Consider the following 15,798-nt stretch of genomic DNA (forward strand, 5'->3'; position numbering starts at 1 on the left):
AAACGGTTGTATTTATGACAGAAAGCACTATACTGAAACTATAATCGAGAATTGATAAATGAGTGTGATAATGTGGGAAGCCAATCTGTTATTTGTATTGGAGAATTGTTAATTGATTTCTTTTGTACCGATGTGGATGTTGATTTGACGGAAGGGCGCAATTTCTTAAAAAGTGCCGGCGGCGCACCGGCGAATGTGTCGGCAGCGATTGCTAAGCTGGGCGGAGACGCAGCTTTCAGCGGAAAAACAGGCAAAGATCCGTTCGGGTATTTTCTGAAGCAGACATTGGACGCCGTACACGTCGATACCTCTATGCTCGTCATGGATGAGAAAGCGCCTACAACGCTTGCGTTTGTTTCATTAAAACAAAATGGGGAGCGCGACTTTGTGTTTAACAGAGGAGCGGACGCTTTGTTTACGCTGGATGATATTGATCAGGAAAAGGTAAACGATGCCAAAATCCTTCATTTCGGATCAGCGACGGCATTGTTATCTGATCCGTTTTGCTCAGCCTATTTACGGCTGATGTCGATTGCGAAAGACAATGGACAGTTTATTTCCTTCGATCCTAACTACCGTGAGGATTTATGGAAAGGAAGAGTTTCAGAGTTTATAAATACCGCAAAAAAAGCCATTGCCATAAGTGATTTTGTGAAAGTCAGTGACGAGGAGCTTGAGATCATCAGCGGTGCGAAGGATCATAAAGAAGGTGTTGCGGTTCTTCATGAGCTCGGGGCCGGTATTGTGGCGGTGACACTCGGGAAAAGCGGGACCCTTCTTTCAAATGGGAAGGATATTGACATCATTCCGAGCATTCCGGTGACATCAATAGACTCAACGGGAGCGGGAGATGCGTTTGTCGGCGCGGCGCTGTATCAGCTGGCACGCACCGATGAGATTCAGACAGCAGCCGAAGATTTTGCGAAGCTGCGTGATATTGTCTCATTTGCCAATAAGGTGGGGGCGCTCGTGTGCACCAAAATCGGTGCGATCGATGCTTTGCCGAGTTTAAAAGAGGTTGAAGTATCACTGTAAAATATCGAGGATGCTTCTTGAAAGTCATCGGACTTCGGGAAGCATCCTCTTTTATTTAGGTCTGAAACCCTTTTCGATATACGGTATACTTTAGAAAGGCATCCAGTAAATTGAACCGCTGTGAAGTACATACAATAACTTTTTTATCAGTTCTGAGTAAAACCAAGTTTCTGCTGCTGCCGTCATGTATAGTGTGACGGCCTGTGATATTGAACCGCGGAGGAATGTTTTTCATGAAACATGTTTTTCTTATTGTGCAATGCGCGTTTTCTGTTTTTTGTTTTCTTTGTCTCGCCGCTGTCAATTGGTATCAGGGGAGTGAGCTTGTTTCTGATTCGTTTGATTGGAATTATACGGCTAAATTCTCAAAACTTTTGAATGGGACGGATACGATTACAAGTCCGGAACAGATTTCGCAGCTGGATTTCTTTGTGTATGCGGCGAAGCATTACCCGTTAGTGAGCGGGTTGATGATCGGGCTTTTTATTTATTTTTTGTTCTCACTGTATCTGGTCATAAAGAATTTCCGCCGGCACAAATGGGCTGAATGAGACTATTTTCATATAAAATACATAAATTCATGAGAAAATGAAACTTTTTTTGAAAAAAACAGTATATATAACTATGAACTTGTTACTATTTAATTTTGGGAGGAAAATGAAAAATGAGTATTTTAGGAAGATTTAAAGACATCATGTCAAGCAATATCAATGCGCTGCTGGATAAAGCTGAAAACCCTGAAAAAATGGTTGATCAATATTTGCGGAATCTGAACAGTGATTTAGGAAAAGTGAAAGCGGAGACGGCTTCTGTCATGGCTGAGGAACAGCGGGCGAAAAGAGCGTTAACAGAATGCCAGGCTGATGCCGAAAAGATGGAAAGTTATGCGATGAAAGCGTTGCAGGCCGGCAATGAAGCCGATGCGCGGACATTTTTGGAAAGGAAAGCGGCTGTTGAATCAAGACTGACTGAGCTGCAGACGGCTTATCAGCTCGCTTCTTCCAACGCGTCTCAAATGCGCAAAATGCATGACAAGCTTGTCGCTGATATCGGAGAGCTTGAGTCGCGCCGAAATGCCATCAAAGCGAAGTGGTCTGTGGCAAAGACGCAGGAGAGAATGAACAAATTGGGGTCCTCTGTGTCAAATGCGGGCCAATCGATGACAGCTTTCGGCAGAATGGAAGACAAGGTCAACCAAGCGCTTGATCATGCCAATGCGATGGCTGAGCTGAACGCGTCTCCGAAAGACGATATTGACGATCTGACGGCTAAATATGACAGCAATCAAAGCAGTGTCGATGATGAATTGGCGGCGCTCAAGCAGAAAATGCTTTTCAGTAAAGATCAATAGACAGCGGGCTGCAGTTTTGTCCGATATAAAGAGAAAGTGAGAGAAACAGAATGATCATTTCTTATAAATGCCCGAACTGCGGCGATGATATGGTCTTTGACAGTTCATCCGGCATGCTGACATGTCACAGCTGCGGGCGGCAGGATCAGATTGAGAGCCTGCCAAAAGAGTATATAACGACGAGATTTTCCGAAAATGAGGCGAACGAGTACCGGTGTGAGAATTGCGGCGCGGTATTAATGACTGAGGCGGAAACGACGGCCACGACGTGCGGGTTTTGCGGAGGAGCCGCCGTTCTCGCCGACCGATTATCGGGAAATCTCGCGCCTTCGATGGTGATTCCTTTTACGATCAGTAAAGAAGAAGCCATGAGCGCTTTTAAAAAGTGGTGCCGAAACGGCCGTCTGACACCGAAAGGATTTATGTCTGCTGATCGGGTGAAGAGCATAACGGGCATGTACGTGCCATTTTGGATGTTTGATTTAAACAGCAAGGTTCAGGTCAATGCCGTTTGTACGAGAGTGCACCACTATGATGATGGAGAATACCGGGTGACGGAGACCGAGTATTACATCGCGTACCGCGATATCAATCTTGATTATCTCAAAATTCCGGTCGACGCTTCAGAAAAAATGAGTGATGAATTAATGGACAAATTGGAGCCTTACTCATACAGTGAGCTGAAGGAGTTTAATACGGCCTATTTAGCGGGATATATAGCGGAAAAGTACAATTATACCGATGACGATCTCTTTCCGCGGGCGAAGGATAAAATCAGCCATTATATTGATTCTTATATCAGATCCACCTTCTCCGGATATACGACGGCTGACATTACGGATGAGCAGATTCAGACCGATAAAATCAGCAGCTTTTACGTACTGCTTCCGGTCTGGATGGTCAGCTACGACTATGAGCGGGCTGAACACATTTTTGCGATGAACGGGCAGACGGGCAAGGTTGTCGGCAAACCGCCGATCAGTGCCGGAAAAGTGGCCGCGTGGTTCGGCGGCATAACCGCCGGTGCGTTTTTAGCATTAAGACTCGTCTCACTTATGATAGGAGGCGGTTTTTGATGAAAGTATCGATAAAAAAAGCGTGTCTCTTCTGCTTCGTCCTTTTTCTGATGCTGTCTTTTGGTTTACATACATCGGCGTCCGCCGCGGAACAGAAGCAATATGTTTATGACAATGCTCATTTATTAACGAAGGATGAAACGAAGAAACTTGAGGAATTGGCCGGGAAGCTCGGGGCAAAGCGCCATACCGATTTTATCATTCTTACCGCAAACGGAACGGGCGGTAAGGACATCGAGCAGTACGCCGGTGATTTTTATGACAGTCATTTTAGCGGAAGCACGGCGATTTTGACCATTGATATGAAAAATCGGGAAGTATTTATCTCCGGATATAAAAAGGCGGAGACGTATTTGAATAACAGCCGGCTGAATACGATCAGAAATACGATCTCGTCAGATATTTCCGCAGGCCATTATGAAAAGGCGTTTCAGACATACATCAAGTTGGCTTATAAAGATATGGGGAAAAGCCCTGACGACAAGTCTGACAATCTGCTGCTCACATGGTGGTTTCAGCTCATTATTGCCGCAGCCGCGGCCGGAATCGCCGTCACTGTGATGGTGTACAATTCCGGCGGCAAGGTCACCGTCACCGGCAGCACGTATATGGATCATGATACGTCTGAAGTGCTGAGCCAGTACGACACATATATCCGAACCGACGTTACAAGAGAAAAAAAGCCTGATAAAGATAATGACAATGACGGCGGAGTCACGAGGGGCGGCACGAGTTACAGCGGAAGCAAGGGAAGTTTTTAAATTATATGTAAAGGATTTGAGCATACATGGGTTTTTTCAGAAATCAGTTAGCAAATGTGGTGGAATGGGAAGAATTCAGAGACGACATGGTTTTCTATAAATGGAACAACCGTGAAATTAAAAAAGGCAGCCGTCTGATCATCCGGCCGGGGCAGGATGCCATCTTTTTATACAACGGGAAAATTGAAGGGATTTTCCGTGATGACGGCGATTATGATATCGAATCAGAAATCATTCCGTTTCTATCTACACTTAAAGGGTTTAAGTTTGGCTTTAACAGCGGCATGCGGGCTGAAGTGCTGTTTGTGAATACGAAGGAGTTCACCGTGAAGTGGGGCACAAAAAACGCTATCAACATTCCGGCGGCAGGTATGCCGGGCGGTATGCCGATCCGCGCAAACGGCACATTTAACTTCAAGGTCATTGACTACATCGGATTGATTGATAAGATTGCGGGTGTCAAAGACAGCTATTTAGTGGAGGACATTAAAATCCGGATTATGTCTATTCTCGATCAGCTTTTGATGAAATGGATCACCAGAGAAGGAAAAGACATGTTCAATCTGCAGTCGAATTCCTTTGAAATCGGAAAAGGGATTCAAGAAGATCTTGATATGCAGCTGATCGGAGACGGCATGTCGATTACGGGCTTCAATATTATGAGCTTTAACTATCCGCAGGAAGTTCAGGATATGATTACGAAAAACGCTTCTTACGGCATGGTGGGCGATGTGAACCGCTATCAGCAGATTTCCATGACGGACGGAATGTCATCCGGCAAAATGAACGGAAGCGGCGCCGCCTCAGACATGGCGGGCATGATGATGGGAATGAATGTGGCAAATCAAATGATGAACCAAATGAACCAAAATCAGCAGAACCAGCCGCAGCAAGATCAAAGTCAGCAGAATCAGGGGACGGCACCGGCAAACGGCTCGGAAGGAGCGGCTAAGCCGAAATTCTGTCCGAACTGCGGAACGAAAACGGAAGGCGCGAATTTTTGTCCGAATTGCGGACAGAAGCTTGCCTGACGATATACGAAAAAGAGGCCTTTTTTGGGCCTCTTTTTTTTGTCATGATTTCATTGTTTGGACGATGAGGGATGTCAGCGCTTTTGATCCCTCAGGTATGAGATGGACGCCGTCCGGTGTGAAGTATTCAGGGTGCTGCAATGCTTTTGCGTGCCAATCGACAAGCGTCACATTTTTCCGTGATTCGGCCTGCCGGCGCAATGAATCGTTTACTTTGCTTTCCCACTGCCGCGGCACACGCGTGTTGACAAGATAGATATCGGCTTTTGAAAAGGAGCTGATCAGTGATTCAATTTGGCTGTTTGTGAAATAGCCGTTCGTCCCTAACTCGATGATGACCGCTTTGTTCGGCTGATTAAATGACGCATATTCCGAAGTGAGCTGGAGTGCTTGAGAGACTTGTCTTCCTACCTTTCCGTCGATGGTGACATGAGGGAGGGACTGCCGCAGGTATGACGCAATGTCCAGCATCACCGAGTCACCGATGGCCAGCACGTCTTGCTGAGGCTGTGTTTGTTTTGAATCAGCCGTTTTTTGAGATGACCGTTCCTTTTTCTCTTCGTTTTTCTTTGTATTTGATTTGTCTGCTGGTTTTTTCTTGTTTGTGTCTGACGCGGTGTCCGTTTTTTCGCCGCCGTGTTTTTTCTTGCTGTCTTCTTCTTTTGCAGGCTGATCGTGATCGGCCGTTTTGTGCGAAGAGGCGGCGGTTTCTTGCTGATCATTTTGCGCGTACGTCCATTGCGGCTGTTTTTTCTCTTCGGCTATTCCTGACAGCCCGCCCGCAAATACGAGAATGGCGGCAAGAATAAGGCCGAGCGACATTCTGCTGATGACAGAGGACGTCTTCCATTCCAGAAAGCGGTTCAGAAACACGCGGCGTAAAAATGGCCGGAAGCCCGCAGTGCGGATCGGCTGTTCAATGAAATGGTAAGACAGCTCGGCAAGAATAAAAGTGGCGCCGATTCTGACGGCGCAGTGCCAATAAACCGGATTTCCGATTTCCTGCACGGGTGTGCTCAGCACGAAAACCGGGTAATGCCAAAGGTAGATTCCGTATGATCTCGTTCCGATCCAGCGAAGCGGCTTCCATGAAAGGACATGTCCCAAAAAGCTGCTCGGATGGCATAAACATGCGACAAGAACCGCTGCGGTGATGCTGATCAAAAGCATGCCGCCCTTGTACAGGAAGGGTTCATATTCATCCGTGTAAAAGACGCAAAGCAGCAGCGCGGCAAAAGCGGCAAGCTCCGTCCCGTGAAGCAGGTGTTTCATGCTGCTCGGCAGCCGTTTGGAAGATAATCGTTTCATCGGCCACACTAAAGCTAAAGCGCAGCCGATCAGCAATTCAAATGAGCGGGTATCCGTTCCGTAATAAACACGGCTCGGATCTCCGCCGGGCACATACATCATACTCATTACGACTGCCGAACATAACGCGAGGAACATGACCGCGGCCGCAAGCCGGGCCCGTGTTTTACATATGTACATTCCCGCAAGCAGCAGGAACGGCCATATGATATAAAACTGTTCTTCAATCGCCAGCGACCAAAGGTTTTTTAATGGCGAAGGGGAGCCGAAGCTGTCGAAATAAGAAAGTTGATGAAAGATAAACCACCAATTGCTTATGTAAAAAAGTGAGGAGACCGCATCCCCGCGTACGGTATGCAGGAGCTCGCTGTTAAACAATACGACCCAAATGACCGTCGTGATAATCATGAGATAAGCTGCCGGCAGAAGCCGCCTGATCCGGCGCACCCAAAAATCACGCAAATCAAGGGTGATGGCATTGCCTTGGGCAGGCAATATAATAGATGTAATTAAATACCCCGATAAAACAAAAAAGATATCAACACCAATGAAACCGCCGTCGGCCCAGTTGAAATTCAGATGATATGCGATAACTGCGAGGACGGCAAAGGCGCGAAGTCCATCCAGTCCGGGAATATAGCGGTGATGCAGTGACTTGTCTGACATGGTATTCCTCCAATAATGTGTGCGGAAATTCTCGCTGTTTTGCGGATGGCTATGGCAGATTTCTGTACAGTCTTCCATTTGTTCCGTTAATTAGACGCATTCGGAAGGGGATTTTGTTTCAGAAAAAATGAATGAAATGCTGTGATTTTCATAAACTTTTCAGCCCCTGTCCGGCGTCTGTTATATGAAAAGGGTCCCTTATGCATCTTGGCTGTTGCGGGACGAAAGAAAAAATCCATGATCTGCGGATATCATGGATTTTTTTCTTGCTTTATCTGATGTAGCGGTCTCCGACAAGCAGCTTGGAGATGACGGAGGTCGGTATTGTAAACTCTGTAACGCCCATATATCCGGGTGCCGCTTCGTATTCATCAAATGAAATAACAAGTTTGTGCTTATCTGTAATATAAAAATTCTGGTCGGCGCGGATGGCTTTAAAAGGCTCCGTCATATCATCATCTTCGACCCAGTATATTTTATTCGGATCTTCTTTCATCTGTTTTTTCATTTGTTCTTTAATATTTTGGCTGATGACTTTAATATAACGGTCATCTTTAAATAAACTCTTTAATGTAAGCACGGCCTCATTCTTTTTATCAATCGTGATGTAACGGCTTTGTGTATAAGATGAAGCTTGCGTTTTTTCGATATCACGGCGGATTGAGAGCAAATCCGCTGTGTCAGTAACGGTTTCATAATCGCTGTAAATACTGAGGTGGCCTTTTTTGCTTTTTGAGGTCGCCTTCATAAATTCCTGATACAGCTCTTTGCTTTCTTTCATATAATGCCGGTTGATGCTGTCTTCGAGTTTATGATCGGAAAGGCCGGACAGAGCGGGCGTTTTCACATCAATGCTTGATTGGTTCTTTTCTTCCTTCATCTCCGTGAATGTGATGGCTTGGACGACTTTGCCGATGACGGGGATTTTAGACATGGCTTGTGCGGCATCCGGATTGATATTGACAACGGCGGTAAATAAGACGGCCGCAGCGACTGCCGCGGATGTCGGCCACATCACGATTCGTTTTTTCTTCGGTTTTTGCTGAAGGGCTTTTTCGACAATGCTGTCCAGTTCCTTAGGAATGGGCACACTTTTATACTCTTCTCTTAATTGTTCTAATCTCTTTTCCATTAAGAAAGATCCTCCTTCGTCAGCTGAATGCGCATGAGCTTCAGCCCCCTGTAAAGGCGTGTTTTGACGGTATTGATGTTTTCCCCCGTGATGTCCGCGATTTCTTCTAATTTCAGGTCTTCAAAGAAACGCAGAATGATAATGGTTTTATATTGATGCGGCAGGTCATCAAGCGCTTCGTGAAGGTCTGTGTCTTTGTAGTGATCTTCCTTTCCGCGGCTTAAAAACTCGATCGTTTCATCGTCCATCACTTTCAGTTTTTTCTGTTTGCGGAGAAAATCAATGGCTGTGCGCACTAAAATTTTATAAAACCAGCTTTTGATCACATCGGGGTTTTTGACGGATTCGACCGATGTCAGCGCTTTTTGAATTGATTCCTGAACAATATCTAACGCGTCATCCTTGTTCTTTACGTAACTGTACGCAAGCCGGTAAAAGTCTTCCTTGCGCTCAGTTATGCACGTCACAAGCGACGCTTTGGCTGTTTCGTTCTTCATTGCTTCAAAGGGCTCCTTTTTTAAAAATACGTATCATAGGCTGCTGCCTAAGGATAGACGGGACAGGGTGAAAAATAGTTTGCGCAGAGGGGATCATTTTTAAAAGGAAAAGGAAGGAAAGACGAAGAGATGAAAAAAGAGCCGGAACGGCTCTTTTTCGGATGTGTCTGATATTCAGCTGAACGGTTTAGTTCGGTTTGACTAAGATTTTCACTTGGTTTTTCTCTTTGATTAAAGCGCCGAAGCCTTCTTCAATCAGATCGTCGAGCACGATTTTTTTCGTGACGAGCTTATCTGCTGAGAAGTAGCCCTCTTTCATCAGTGCAAGAACGGAAGGGAAGATGTCACGGTATCCGATAATGCCTTTTACGGTCCGTTCTTTGATGACGATATCGTTCGGATGAATTTCCGCTCCTTTTTCCCAGATGCTGACGATAACCGTTTCACCGGCAATGTTTGTTGACTGGATCGCCTGGCGGAGAACGACAGGAACGCCTGTTACTTCATAAGAAACATCAACGCCGCCGTTTGTGCGTTTAGCGATTTCTTCAACGACATCGTCCGTTTTTGACGGATCAATGATGATAGCGCCGAGTTCTTTCGCTTTTTCCTGACGTTCCGGTGAAAGTTCAACCGCGTAAATATCTGTGGCGCCGGCCGCTTTCAGGGCTTCAATCACAAGCAGCCCGATCGGTCCGCAGCCAAAAACTGCCGCCTTGTCGCCCGCTTTTAATTTGCTTTGGCGGACGGCGTAAAGCGCTACCGCTGACGGCTCAACAAGCGCGCCCTGTTCGTAAGAAAGCTCTTCAGGAAGCTTAAACAGCAATTCTTCGTCAACGGATACATATTCAGAAAATCCGCCGCCGCCTCCGGCTAAGCCTAAGAATCCCATTTGTTCATCAAGGTTATAGGCTCCCTGATGTCCGTGTGTGGCAAAAATCGGTTCCACGACGACACGGTCGCCGACGCTGTAATTTTTGACGCCTTCGCCCACTTCCACGACTTCTCCTGAGAATTCGTGACCCATCGTGACGGGCGCCATTTCGTTTGTTAACGGATGAGGTTTGCCGACCGGAATAAAGATCGGGCCTCCCAAATATTCATGAAGGTCGCTTCCGCAAATCCCGCACCATTTGACTTTAATTTTGACTTTACCCGGTTCTGCTTTAGGTTCATCAATGTTTTCGATTCGAATGTCTTTTTGATTGTGCCATCTTGCCGCTTTCATTGATTATCACTCCTAGTCTGATTGAAACGAGTATAGGTACATGATCAATATGAACCACGGTTAAAAGGAATAAAGTGCCTGCTTCCTAAAGCCTGATTTCTCAAAATATATCATATTATGCAACTATCAATAGGCCTTATAAAAAGTCCATATTGAATGCAGAAATACTCTATGAATATTATAACGCTAATGAATTAAATTTTGTAGTATAATTTACCATGGAATTATATAGAACAGGAAATTGTGCCGTCGTTATGTGCATGTCTCATCACGTTGTAACGAACATGTAAAGTGATTGAAATATTATAATCGTCTTCTTGGTGTATAATTTTGCCTAGAATAAAGAATCAGGAGGACGAAAGCTTGAAGAAGTTATTCTTAGCCTTATTGATTTTAGCAGGAAGCACGCTGGGAGCGATCAGTTACTCTTCTGATGCAAGTGCTAAAAAAGTGAACGGAAATATTACATGGTATAATGGAGTCGGTAAAAAAGGATCTTCCGGTAAAAAACTGGGACACTGGGATTGCGCGACAAAATTAGGATTTGACGTTCCGAGAAACGGAACGAAAATCAGAGCTTATGCAAAAGCAAAACCGAAAAAGGTTATCACCGTATACAAAAATGATGTAGGCCGTATGCCGAATGCCGTATTGGATGTCAGCCCGAAAGCGTTCAAAGCGCTCGGATATCCATTAAGCAAAGGAAGAGTATCCGGACACTACAGCTATTAAAATAGACCATCTTAAAAAGCAAGGACACTGATTCTTGCTTTTTCTGATTGACGGAGAGATTGATAATGAAGAAGAAACGATGGATCTGGATGTTGCTGGCCGCCGTTTTGGCGGCGGCGGTCATCGCGGCCGTTTTACTGATTAAAGGAAAAAGCGACGGCGGAGGAAAAGCCGTTGTTTCCGGCGGCCATGACAAGCTGCTTGTTTCCATTACAGACAAAGATCTGATGACGAAATATTACGAGGACGGCCGCGTGCTGTACGAAGAAAAGCTTTCGGCATATCCGGCGTTTGCGCTGGATGACGCCCATCAGGTGCTCTATTTTGTCGGGAATAATGACCAAAATGAGATGCGTCTGTATAAGCTTGATCTGAAGACGAAAAAGAAGACGGTGCTTTATAAAGGAACGGCAAGCGCTGACAGTCTGTTTTTATCAAAGGATCTGACGCACATTTATTTCCGTCTCGGAAAAGCGGATGAAGATATTTTCCGTCTCGCATCTTTTGATTTGAAAACGAAACGTTATGAAAATCTGTATCCCGCCGCCGATGAGAAAGACGACAGTGTGAGCAGCTTCTTTTATAACCGCAGCCAAAACGATTTTGCGCTTCTGCATTATTCCGTGAAAGAGGATTATCAAAAAACGGATGAGGCAAATGAGAAGGGGATTGACCCTGAACCGACGAATATCCGGTTTGCAGCAGGAGCGGGCGAACACCTTCAGGATCTGACAAACCTTGAACAATTTATCAGCGACGTGGCGGTGTCACCGGACGGAAAGAATCTTGTCTTTACATCTTATACCCAAAAAGGGACGGAACAAAAAGCGTCCATCCGTCTGATGAATGTCAAAACGAAAAAAGATGAAACGATTATCTCAAACGGGAAGGACTTCACTCCGCTGATTGATGCCCAGCCTCAGTTTTCTAAAGACGGCAGCATCATTTATTTCATGGCAGAAGCAAAAGGCGCTAAGCGTCTGAAGGATGAAACGGGGCGGAATGCGAAGGTCCGGACCATTTATGCTTATCATTTGGATACGAAAAAATGCGAAAAAGTCTGGGAAAATGACAACGGCATTATCAACAGTTTTTCCGTCATCCAATCATGAAAAAAACACTCAGCGCCCGCTGGGTGTTTTTTAATGAACAAAGCTGGCTGCGGCTGAGGCGAGCCATTTGAAAAAACGGAGAATCGGAACGGCAAAATGAAGCGTTTCGATGAATGACTGTGCGGCAAGGTTCATTTTCCGCCGTTTTGCCATTTCCTTCAGATCTTTCTGCTGCCGATCGTTTTTCATGTTCATTGCTCCTTTGCATCATAAAAGGACATGATAACGCAAAGGCCTCTCATGAGACATGGAGGCCTTCTCTATGTTGAGACTCGTAAAAGGGAGGTCTAACTTGATGCCGTTTGGTTATTGTTTTGGAGATTTACCAACGAACGGACGCCGTCGATCATTTTACTGCCGCAAAGGGGGCAAGTCGGGGTATCACTGCCGGCAAAATTCTTTCTGCTCCAGCCGATACAGTCCTCTTTTGTGCATTCCCATGTACTGACATCTTCTTTAGGCAGCGGTTCCTGATTACGTTTGTTGTAGTAAGACATAAAGTCACTTCTTCCCTTATGAATTTTCGTGCACTCCTTCATTGTCTCATACTTTTCCCTAATCTCCTAATTCCTTTTTCTATCCAGATTTCCAATGAGGGTGCATCGTCTTCCTGCTATTACAGTATATGCAAATAAGTGTCTTCTTATTTTTTCTTTTTGGATAAATAAAAAAGCCCCTTCTCTAAAAGGGGTGATATTTGTTTACTGCTTATCCGTGACGTCCATCGGTCTCATCATGTCGTAATCTTCGTGTTCTAAAATATGACAGTGCCATACGTAGCGTCCGCTGTAAGGAGCGAAAGTCGCCGCGATTCTGATGACCTCTCCCGAGTGCGCCTGCACGGTATCTTTCCAGCCTTTTTCACTTGGAGGAGGCGGGACGGCTGGCCCTGTATACACAATGTCGCCGAATTTGTTATAACGCTCTAAGTCAAAAGGACGCCGGTCAAGGATTTGGAAGGAAACAAGGTGCAGGTGTATCGGATGGGTTCCCCCCATAGGATTGATAATCGACCAGATTTCCGTTGTGCCGAGCTTCGGCGCTTCTGTCACAGGATCATGCCATCGCTTGTTATTCAGCGTCAAAACGGGCCGGCCGTATTTGTCTTGCGTATTTGTGAGTTTAAGCGTCCTGATATTGTGTATTCTCTTTGATGTTACATTAGGCATTGTTGAAAGATATTTAGGCTTCCGGCTTGTGTCTTCTCCCTTCAGCGGTTTTGTGACGCGGAATTGCATCACATTGGCGTCTGTATCCGGATCGGCGTCGCCCCCGCAGCCGGTGCCGTTCGTTAAAATGATATGTTCTCCGTCAAAGGCGGAGAAATCGATGAGCACATCATACCGCTCTGCCGGGGCTAAGCTGATAGATTGTGTTTTGACAGAGCGGGGAAGCAGTCCTCCGTCAGAACCGATTTGGATAAACTTCCCGCCGTTATTGAGCGAGAGAGAAAATGTTCTTGTATTGGAGGCATTAAGGATGCGGAAACGATATGTCCGCGGTTCAACTTCCATATACGGCCACGCTTTACCATTAACGAGAATGGTATTTCCGCAAAAAAACGGGACGATGGAAGGATCGGGCAGCGTTTCGGAAGGGTTAGCAGGTCCGCTCGGATAAGACAAGGAACCGTCGTCATTTAACGTGCGGTCCAAAATCATAAGCGGTACGTCATACTCTCCGGAGGGAAGCTTCAGCTGCTTTTCTTTTCGCTCGCGAATGATATACATCCCGGCAAGCCCGGCGTACACATTGAGCCTCGTAATCGCCATGGCGTGATCGTGATACCATAACAGAGCCCCGCGCTGTTTGTTTGGATAATGGTATACCTCTTTCTCAAAATAAGGACCCGTTTCCTTAAAATCCTTTGTGAACCATGCTTCCGGGTAGCCGTCGCTGTCCGGCGGGGTTGCTCCTCCGTGTAAATGGACGACGGTTTTGACATCGGGTTCCTGATGGCCGCTTTCTGAATGGTGAATGGTATGATCCACAGGCAGAAAATGCTTATCCGGAAGGTCATTCATCCATTTAATATAGACGTTCTCATCTTGGTTCACGTCGATCGTCGGACCGGGAAATAAACCGTTATACCCCCACAGCTGGGTCGGCGGGAGATCGCGGTGCAGCTTGTGAAAGCATTCCTTCATGGTGACTTCATAATACGTGCTGCCGTCTGATTTCTTCTGCGGCTGGAGTGTTTCGATGATCGGCAGTTCATCTGCAAATTTTTCTAGTGCCATTTTTCATCCTGTCCTTATCATTTATTGAAATCCTGTACTACAGTTAATGCTGCCTTGAACAGGTTGGTTAAAAAAACACCCGCCCTTTTTTGAGGGGGGTGTTTGCGGTTATTGCGCAACCCGGCTTTCGGAAGCGCTCTCTTTCGGTTTTTGTTTTTTGCGGAATACATATGAGGCAAGCACCAGCAGAGTAATAAATCCTGTCAGCAGAAATTCAGACCGCATTGAACTGATAAACAGCATAGATAACAAGATGGCGCAAATGGCGATGATCGTCAGGTAGGTTAAGTACGGATAGAACCACATTTTGATTTTAAGAGATTCAGGGTTTGTCCGTTCGATTTTCTTTCTCATTCTCAGATGTGAGACGGCGATGACGAGATAGACGAGCAGTGCGATCGCCCCTGATGAATTGACCAGGAACAAAAATACGGAGTCGGGAGAAAAGTAGTTCATAACAACGGCAATATAGGAGAAAAAGGTGCCGGCGATAATGGCTTGAACCGGTACGCCTCTTTTACTCAGTTTCATAAAACGCCGCGGCGCTTCATTTCGCTCTGCCAGTGAATACAGCATCCGTGACGTCGTATAAAGCCCGGAGTTCAGGCAGGACAGAACGGCTGTCAGGACGATGAAATTCATGATTTGAGCGGCTGCGGGAACCCCGATATGGCTCAAAACGGCAACGAAGGGGCTTTCCAAAATATTGGCTGAATTCCACGGCAGCAGTGTGACCACAACCGCAATGGAGCCGACGTAAAAAATAATGATCCGCCAAACGACTGAGCGGGTCGCCTTTGTGACGGATTCGACCGGATTTGACGTTTCTCCCGCTGCGATTGCGACGATTTCAGATCCCATGAAAGAAAAAATGACAACGACGATGCCGAGCAGAACGGAACTTGGACCTTTAGGGAAAAATCCGCCGCTGCCCGCCAGATTTTCCAGCCCGACCGGCTTGCTGCCGGGAACGATTCCGAAAATGAACGCAAATCCCGCGATTAAGAAGACAACGATCGTCGCTACCTTCACTAAGGAAAGCCAGTATTCAAATTCGCCGAACGATTTAACTGAATAAATATTCGTCAGTGTTAACAGCACGGTCAGAAGCAGACTCGTCAGCCATAACGGAATGCCCGGGAACCAGTACTGTATGATTCCGGCGCCTGCAATGGCTTCAATAGCAATGACGATGACCCAGAAAAACCAATACAGCCATCCGATCGTAAAACCGGCCCAAGGACCGATGGCGTCATGCGCGTACTGTGAAAACGAACCGCTTGTCGGGTTGACGGAGGACATTTCCCCCAGCATTCTCATAATAAAAATCACTAATAATCCTGCTAAAGCGTAGGAGACAATCGCTCCGGGTCCGGTGGAATGAATGACGGATCCGCTTCCGACAAATAATCCGGCGCCGATCACGCCGGCAATTGAAATCATAGTCATATGCCGGGTTTTTAATCCCTTTGATAAAGAGTTAGGCTGATTCATTCTTTGCCTCCTTTTGGCTTGTTTATGCTGAATATTCCGACAAGTATTATTCTATCATAAATGCCACAGACAGTTGAAAGTGATGTAAGAAAATATGACATTTTTTCTCGTCCGTACAGCAGAAGGTGCCGGAAG

The 15,798-nt window shown here is 46.0% G+C and carries 16 protein-coding genes; 8 read left to right on the forward strand and 8 right to left on the reverse strand.

The annotated features are described in order from the left end of the window. The first annotated feature begins 72 nt into the window (after positions 1–72). The 6 genes from SB724_RS16125 to SB724_RS16150 all read left to right on the forward strand — a co-directional run bounded on the left by SB724_RS16125 (position 73) and on the right by SB724_RS16150 (position 5,254). Complete coding sequence (locus SB724_RS16125) at positions 73–1,035, forward strand: carbohydrate kinase family protein (protein ID WP_410571895.1); 963 nt, start codon at positions 73–75, stop codon at positions 1,033–1,035. 233 nt (positions 1,036–1,268) lie between these two features. Next, positions 1,269–1,586, forward strand: a complete 318-nt coding sequence (locus SB724_RS16130) for a YjdJ family protein (RefSeq protein ID WP_038463695.1) — start codon at positions 1,269–1,271, stop codon at positions 1,584–1,586. A gap of 113 nt (positions 1,587–1,699) precedes the next feature. Further along, complete coding sequence (locus tag SB724_RS16135; RefSeq protein ID WP_015239300.1) at positions 1,700–2,386, forward strand: PspA/IM30 family protein; 687 nt, start codon at positions 1,700–1,702, stop codon at positions 2,384–2,386. A gap of 50 nt (positions 2,387–2,436) precedes the next feature. Further along, positions 2,437–3,462 (forward strand): TFIIB-type zinc ribbon-containing protein, encoded by a 1,026-nt coding sequence (locus tag SB724_RS16140; RefSeq protein WP_410571897.1) that lies wholly within the window; start codon positions 2,437–2,439, stop codon positions 3,460–3,462. Then, positions 3,462–4,223, forward strand: coding sequence for a TPM domain-containing protein (locus SB724_RS16145; RefSeq protein WP_410571899.1), 762 nt, complete (start codon positions 3,462–3,464; stop codon positions 4,221–4,223). The genes SB724_RS16140 and SB724_RS16145 overlap by 1 nt, the downstream gene beginning before the upstream one ends. A 26-nt stretch (positions 4,224–4,249) precedes the next feature. Then, positions 4,250–5,254 carry an SPFH domain-containing protein gene (locus SB724_RS16150; RefSeq protein WP_410571901.1) on the forward strand — a complete coding sequence of 335 codons (1,005 nt, stop codon included), beginning with the start codon at positions 4,250–4,252 and terminating at the stop codon, positions 5,252–5,254. Between the two features lie 42 nt (positions 5,255–5,296). Here SB724_RS16150 and SB724_RS16155 read toward each other — a convergent pair whose 3' ends face one another. The 4 genes from SB724_RS16155 to SB724_RS16170 all read right to left on the reverse strand — a co-directional run bounded on the left by SB724_RS16155 (position 5,297) and on the right by SB724_RS16170 (position 10,085). Next, entirely contained in the window at positions 5,297–7,228 is a 1,932-nt protein-coding gene (locus SB724_RS16155) for an acyltransferase family protein (protein ID WP_410571903.1), read from the reverse strand. Between the two features lie 271 nt (positions 7,229–7,499). Further along, positions 7,500–8,360: an anti-sigma-V factor RsiV gene (gene rsiV, locus SB724_RS16160; RefSeq protein WP_265973452.1), complete on the reverse strand. Its 861-nt coding sequence runs from the start codon at positions 8,358–8,360 to the stop codon at positions 7,500–7,502. After that, positions 8,360–8,857, reverse strand: a complete 498-nt coding sequence (sigV, locus tag SB724_RS16165; protein WP_003155802.1) for an RNA polymerase sigma factor SigV — start codon at positions 8,855–8,857, stop codon at positions 8,360–8,362. Before sigV ends, rsiV begins: the two co-directional genes overlap by 1 nt. A 187-nt stretch (positions 8,858–9,044) precedes the next feature. Then, a complete protein-coding gene (locus tag SB724_RS16170; RefSeq protein ID WP_007408876.1) occupies positions 9,045–10,085 on the reverse strand; it encodes a 2,3-butanediol dehydrogenase in 1,041 nt (346 codons plus the stop codon). A gap of 363 nt (positions 10,086–10,448) precedes the next feature. Here SB724_RS16170 and SB724_RS16175 point away from each other — a divergent pair, with 363 nt between their 5' ends. Continuing rightward, positions 10,449–10,817 carry a septal ring lytic transglycosylase RlpA family protein gene (locus tag SB724_RS16175; RefSeq protein ID WP_014417081.1) on the forward strand — a complete coding sequence of 123 codons (369 nt, stop codon included), beginning with the start codon at positions 10,449–10,451 and terminating at the stop codon, positions 10,815–10,817. Between the two features lie 65 nt (positions 10,818–10,882). Further along, a complete protein-coding gene (locus tag SB724_RS16180) occupies positions 10,883–11,929 on the forward strand; it encodes a TolB family protein (RefSeq protein ID WP_410571906.1) in 1,047 nt (348 codons plus the stop codon). Between the two features lie 30 nt (positions 11,930–11,959). Here the strand turns inward: SB724_RS16180 and SB724_RS16185 are convergent, their stop codons facing one another. The 4 genes from SB724_RS16185 to gabP all read right to left on the reverse strand — a co-directional run bounded on the left by SB724_RS16185 (position 11,960) and on the right by gabP (position 15,663). Beyond that, positions 11,960–12,118 (reverse strand): hypothetical protein, encoded by a 159-nt coding sequence (locus SB724_RS16185; protein ID WP_003155794.1) that lies wholly within the window; start codon positions 12,116–12,118, stop codon positions 11,960–11,962. Between the two features lie 98 nt (positions 12,119–12,216). Beyond that, positions 12,217–12,426: a cold-shock protein gene (locus SB724_RS16190; protein WP_007408879.1), complete on the reverse strand. Its 210-nt coding sequence runs from the start codon at positions 12,424–12,426 to the stop codon at positions 12,217–12,219. Positions 12,427–12,630: 204 nt separating this feature from the next. Then, entirely contained in the window at positions 12,631–14,169 is a 1,539-nt protein-coding gene (cotA, locus tag SB724_RS16195) for an outer spore coat copper-dependent laccase CotA (protein ID WP_410571908.1), read from the reverse strand. Between the two features lie 108 nt (positions 14,170–14,277). Further along, positions 14,278–15,663 carry a GABA permease gene (gene gabP / locus SB724_RS16200; RefSeq protein ID WP_088461576.1) on the reverse strand — a complete coding sequence of 462 codons (1,386 nt, stop codon included), beginning with the start codon at positions 15,661–15,663 and terminating at the stop codon, positions 14,278–14,280. Positions 15,664–15,798: the final 135 nt, after the last annotated feature.

Source organism: Bacillus sp. SIMBA_031, assembly GCF_046535225.1.
GTDB classification, from domain to species: domain Bacteria; phylum Bacillota; class Bacilli; order Bacillales; family Bacillaceae; genus Bacillus; species Bacillus velezensis.

Bases quoted from the DNA above. Each gene is read 5' to 3' on its own strand.
- SB724_RS16130 (WP_038463695.1), top strand. From the start codon at position 1,269: ATGAAACATGTTTTTCTTATTGTGCAATGCGCGTTTTCTGTTTTTTGT.
- SB724_RS16135 (WP_015239300.1), top strand. From the start codon at position 1,700: ATGAGTATTTTAGGAAGATTTAAAGACATCATGTCAAGCAATATCAAT.
- SB724_RS16140 (WP_410571897.1), top strand. From the start codon at position 2,437: ATGATCATTTCTTATAAATGCCCGAACTGCGGCGATGATATGGTCTTT.
- SB724_RS16145 (WP_410571899.1), top strand. From the start codon at position 3,462: ATGAAAGTATCGATAAAAAAAGCGTGTCTCTTCTGCTTCGTCCTTTTT.
- SB724_RS16150 (WP_410571901.1), top strand. From the start codon at position 4,250: ATGGGTTTTTTCAGAAATCAGTTAGCAAATGTGGTGGAATGGGAAGAA.
- SB724_RS16155 (WP_410571903.1), bottom strand. From the start codon at position 7,228: ATGTCAGACAAGTCACTGCATCACCGCTATATTCCCGGACTGGATGGA.
- rsiV (WP_265973452.1), bottom strand. From the start codon at position 8,360: ATGGAAAAGAGATTAGAACAATTAAGAGAAGAGTATAAAAGTGTGCCC.
- sigV (WP_003155802.1), bottom strand. From the start codon at position 8,857: ATGAAGAACGAAACAGCCAAAGCGTCGCTTGTGACGTGCATAACTGAG.
- SB724_RS16170 (WP_007408876.1), bottom strand. From the start codon at position 10,085: ATGAAAGCGGCAAGATGGCACAATCAAAAAGACATTCGAATCGAAAAC.
- SB724_RS16180 (WP_410571906.1), top strand. From the start codon at position 10,883: ATGAAGAAGAAACGATGGATCTGGATGTTGCTGGCCGCCGTTTTGGCG.
- SB724_RS16185 (WP_003155794.1), bottom strand. From the start codon at position 12,118: ATGAAAAACGATCGGCAGCAGAAAGATCTGAAGGAAATGGCAAAACGG.
- SB724_RS16190 (WP_007408879.1), bottom strand. From the start codon at position 12,426: ATGTCTTACTACAACAAACGTAATCAGGAACCGCTGCCTAAAGAAGAT.
- cotA (WP_410571908.1), bottom strand. From the start codon at position 14,169: ATGGCACTAGAAAAATTTGCAGATGAACTGCCGATCATCGAAACACTC.
- gabP (WP_088461576.1), bottom strand. From the start codon at position 15,663: ATGAATCAGCCTAACTCTTTATCAAAGGGATTAAAAACCCGGCATATG.